Origin of the sequence: Barnesiella sp. CU968 (genome assembly GCF_905219685.1) — a bacterium.
GTDB classification, from domain to species: domain Bacteria; phylum Bacteroidota; class Bacteroidia; order Bacteroidales; family Muribaculaceae; genus Lepagella; species Lepagella muris_A.
This window is the reverse complement of the sequence record NZ_CAJMXD010000252.1, coordinates 1-4,381: the sequence shown is the minus strand read 5'-3', so window position 1 is coordinate 4,381 and position 4,381 is coordinate 1. Positions and strand designations below refer to the sequence as shown.

Annotated in this window: 3 protein-coding genes; 2 read left to right on the top strand and 1 reads right to left on the bottom strand. The window is 46.1% G+C overall.

Annotation, left to right across the window (positions count from 1 at the left end):
- The first annotated feature begins 365 nt into the window (after positions 1 to 365).
- Together JX312_RS09745 and lysA are read left to right on the top strand one after the other, a co-directional pair.
- Positions 366 to 1,679: an aspartate kinase gene (locus JX312_RS09745; RefSeq protein ID WP_204457855.1), complete on the top strand. Its 1,314-nt coding sequence runs from the start codon at positions 366 to 368 to the stop codon at positions 1,677 to 1,679.
- Between the two features lie 10 nt (positions 1,680 to 1,689).
- A complete protein-coding gene (lysA, locus tag JX312_RS09740) occupies positions 1,690 to 2,835 on the top strand; it encodes a diaminopimelate decarboxylase (RefSeq protein WP_204457854.1) in 1,146 nt (381 codons plus the stop codon).
- Here the strand turns inward: lysA and JX312_RS09735 are convergent.
- Positions 2,821 to 4,236 carry a C1 family peptidase gene (locus tag JX312_RS09735; RefSeq protein ID WP_204457853.1) on the bottom strand — a complete coding sequence of 472 codons (1,416 nt, stop codon included), beginning with the start codon at positions 4,234 to 4,236 and terminating at the stop codon, positions 2,821 to 2,823. The two genes, lysA and JX312_RS09735, sit on opposite strands and share 15 nt — an antisense overlap.
- Positions 4,237 to 4,381 lie beyond the last annotated feature (145 nt).

Genomic DNA, 4,381 nt, shown 5'->3' with positions numbered 1-4,381 from the left:
GTCCAAGTTGAATTACAGATACAGGGCATTGAAAATATCGGGTCATTTCCGGCAGAGTCGGAAGATACATGTCGTTGACGAATGATCCGAATGCACTCAGACCGACGAGATACGCTACAAGAAATATGTAGTAATTTTTTCCATGGGGATATGTAGCCGTTGTGTTTTCCATTCTACACTTTTATTTAGTTACTGTTTAGGGTTATCATCTATTTTATAACGTTTGCACATCGATGGCAGGTTCTAAGGATGTCTGAATTTACGTTTTTTGTTGTGATTTAATCCGAATATGCTATTCTTTTGTTGCTGATTTAATCCGTATGTGTTAATTTTGCAATTCAAATAAAAAACTACAGGTTATTGAAATGAAGGTCATGAAATTCGGGGGAACCTCTGTCGGTTCTCCACAAAGAATCAAGGATGTTGCCGCATTGATAGGTGATAAGGGGAGAAATATTGTGGTGTTGTCAGCTATGAGCGGCACTACCAATTCACTTATCGAGATATCAAAAGCCGTGAAGGACGGTGATCCGCAACTGGCGTGTCGTCTCATATCTTCTCTTGAGGAGCGATACAAGGGAGTGGTTGACGAACTTTTTTCAACAGAAGAATGGCGAAAGACCGCATCCGAAAAAACCGCAGTCTTTTTCAATGATATCCGTCATACTATTTCCTCTCCTGATTCTCCTCTTCTGGAGAAAGAGATTGTGTCAAGAGGTGAGTTGATCTCCACAAATCTGATGCATGCGTATCTTCAGGAGCAAGGTGTGGCATCTGTTCTTCTTCCCGCACTGGCATTTATGCGCACGGATGAGCATGGAGAGCCCGATCTGCCATATATCACGAAGCATCTTGCCTCACTGATTGAGGAGAATGCTGATGCAGCTTTGTTTATAACGCAGGGTTTCATCTGTCTTGACCACAACGGAGAGATCAATAATCTTGAACGCGGAGGCAGCGATTATACAGCATCTCTTATCGGTGCGGCGGTAAAGGCTGAGGAGATAGAGATATGGACAGATATAGACGGAATGCACAATAATGATCCGCGTTTTGTAGAGGGTACGCGCCCGGTGAGAAACCTCCATTTCGAAGAGGCTGCCGAGCTGGCTTATTTCGGTGCCAAGATTCTGCATCCCACATGTATTCAGCCCGCAAAACTTAACAATATTCCGGTAAGGTTGCTTAACACCATGCAGCCTGACGCTCCGGGAACGTTGATCGACAATGTGCTGCGGCGAGGATATATCAAGGCTGTCGCAGCCAAGGACAACATCACTGCAATCAAGATCAAATCGGGCAGGATGCTGCTTGCGTACGGATTTCTAAAGATGGTGTTCGAGATATTTGAGAAACATGAGACGGCAATTGACATGATCACCACTTCCGAGGTAGGTGTGTCTCTGACAATCGACAATGAGAGGAATCTTGACAGAATAGTCGAGGAACTTCATCGTTTCGGCACCGTTACAATTGACCGGGATATGACTATTATCTGTGTAGTGGGAGATCTTGAATGGCAGAACCGGGGGTTCGAGGCGAAGGCTCTCGATGCTCTGAGGGATATACCTGTGCGCATGATTTCATATGGCGGCAGCAATTATAACATTTCGTTTCTGATCAAGGCGGAAGACAAGAACCGTGCCCTGAAGGCTCTTTCCGCAGAAATTTTCGAATAGATAATCAAATATGAAGTTTAAATTACCCTGTGAAGGGGTCTCAACCCCTTTTTATTATTATGATATGGAGCTTCTTCGCTCCACGCTGAATGAAATCAAGGNGTGTATATCCGGCAGTGACGTGCACGTGCATTATGCGATAAAGGCAAACGGCAATCCTGAGATACTCAAAGTTATAGCTGATTCCGGTTTCGGAGCGGATTGTGTGAGCGGAGGAGAGATAGAGGCGGCTTTGGCGGCAGGTTTCAGCAATGACTCCATATATTATGCCGGTGTCGGAAAAACTGACAGAGAAATAATCTTTGGTATAGAGAGTGGTATCGGCTGTTTCAATGTGGAATCCATCGAGGAACTGAAGGTCATCAGTGAACTCGGAGAGCGTTGCGGAAAGAAGGTGCCTGTGGCTCTTCGTGTCAATCCGAATATAGATGCCCATACCCACGAGTATATCACCACAGGACTTGAAGAAAATAAGTTCGGTATTGATATGCGATGCCTTGACAAAGCTGTGGATTTCGCCACTGCTTCTGATTGGATCGACCTTATCGGTCTTCATTTTCACATAGGATCCCAGATAACCATAACGGAACCGTTCGCCCTGCTGTGCGAACGTATCAATGCGTTGACAGAATACTATCGTAAGCGTGGTGTGGAATTTCCTGTGATAAATGTCGGGGGAGGTCTTGGAATTGATTATGACAACCCCGATGAGAATCCTGTCCCGGATTTCAGAAATTATTTCAACACTTTGATTTCCGGCATTCACCTTACGCCCGGACAGCAGATACACTGCGAGCTCGGCAAGGCAGTAGTTGCACATTACAAATCTCTAATTACACATATTCTCTATATAGAAGAGGGGAACGGCGGGAAATTTCTGATAGTGGATGCCGGCATGAACGATCTGATGCGTCCTGCGCTTTATGGAGCGCATCACAAGATCGAGACTGTGAATGCGGAGGCGGATGCTTGCGAAGAGGTTTATGATGTGGTGGGACCGGTGTGTGAATCGTCCGATGTATTCGGCAAAGGTGAAAAACTACCCGCCGTGCGTCGCGGAGATCTTATCGCGTTGCGCTCGGCGGGTGCGTATGGTGAAAGCATGGCTTCCACTTATAATATGCGGAAGCTTCCCGGTTCTTTATTCATCGGGTGAGAACATGGGATCCCATGCCGGCAACATTATTGGCGTCTGGCGTGCTATTGCAAGGATATCGGCGGGTATATATTTCCGGTTTACCACAAGTCGGAACATATACTCGTCGAACCATTTGTCTGTAATAATAAGATGGCCGTCGTTGGCTCCGTTACCCCAGCTGTTTTCAACCATCCATTTCAGCGGCTTGCCTTCTGCATCAAGATCGACGGCAACGAGTGTCATCGCATGTGATGACGCACTCGCGTGAGTGCGTATGCGGTCGGCTTTATTCATGCCGAAGTCTACACCCATGAGAGATGAATAATCGAAGTTGTCGGTGTCAAGTACGCCTCTTTCTCTGTCGAAGAACTTATTGACATCGCAGGAAAAATACATCATTGCGTTGTCTTTGATTGATTCTATCGCCATCTTCTTGATGTCTTCAGCCGGCAGATTGATGTAAGTCCAGTTTTCCCCGTCATAGGTGTGTCGGTCGTAATCAATCTCATATGGTTTGTAATATTCACGTGTCGGGTCATTCATGAGCATTACATAATCGTTTTTCAGGTCATTTCCTGCAAATTCCTTATAAAACTCCATTGGCGTGTATTTGCGAGTGCTGACCACATTCCCTTTTGAATCCTTACGTGTCCAGATAAATTCAGACGGGGGAGTGCCGAGAGTGAGTGCAAGCATACGGTATATCTCGCCGAGCATCTGCTCCTTGCGGGTCTGCAGGGCGGCAGGTTTTGCCTTGTCTGCATACATCCTGCGCAATTCAAGACCATCCTCGCGGAGTTTGAGAGCAATCAGATTTCTCATTCTGGAGGTGTTGTTGCTGCTGTAGGATTCCCGCATGACCTCTGCGGGCACCACACCATATTTCATCAGATTGTCCGAGAGTCCGGTATACTGACCGCCATCGCTTATAGGATTGGTAAAAAGCCAGTCTACCATTTTGTCGTCCATAGGACGACCGGCGTAATCTATCATTCCCTGGAGGAAAAGATTTGCTTTCTCAAGCTGGTCGTAGAAAAAATTATAATTCTGGGATAGTTGCAGCTCCGGTAGGTCATGTGTCGCCATCATCTGAGCTCGGAGCACATTGAGTCCTGTGAAAAGCCAGCATCTGCCTGATGATTTTTGATTTGTTATTCCCTTGCTTTTAACGCGGTGAGAGAAGTTTGTGTCAAATGCATTGCCTGCTTCGGAGTTGAGAGCGATTTTGTCGATATCCGAATTGCCCAAAGCATTGCGCAACGCTTTTGTGGTGGCGTCATCGGGGTATGAAGCCCTTATTCTCGACATCATTTCCGGAGATATGCCTCCTTTGCCGGCTTTCTCCGCATGTATGTCAGCAACCGGAGCGGCGGCGACACACAGCATGATAAAAGCGATCGATAGTTTCTGTTTCTTCATGTCAGTTGGTAAGTGTTTTCCACAAAGTTAAACAAGTTATCCGAATTTTCCAACCATGTGGCACGGTTTCAGTCAACATTCAAGAACGAAGTGCAAAAATTTCGTTCTGAATAGCCCTACAAATTTTTGACGTTCGAGACTTAAT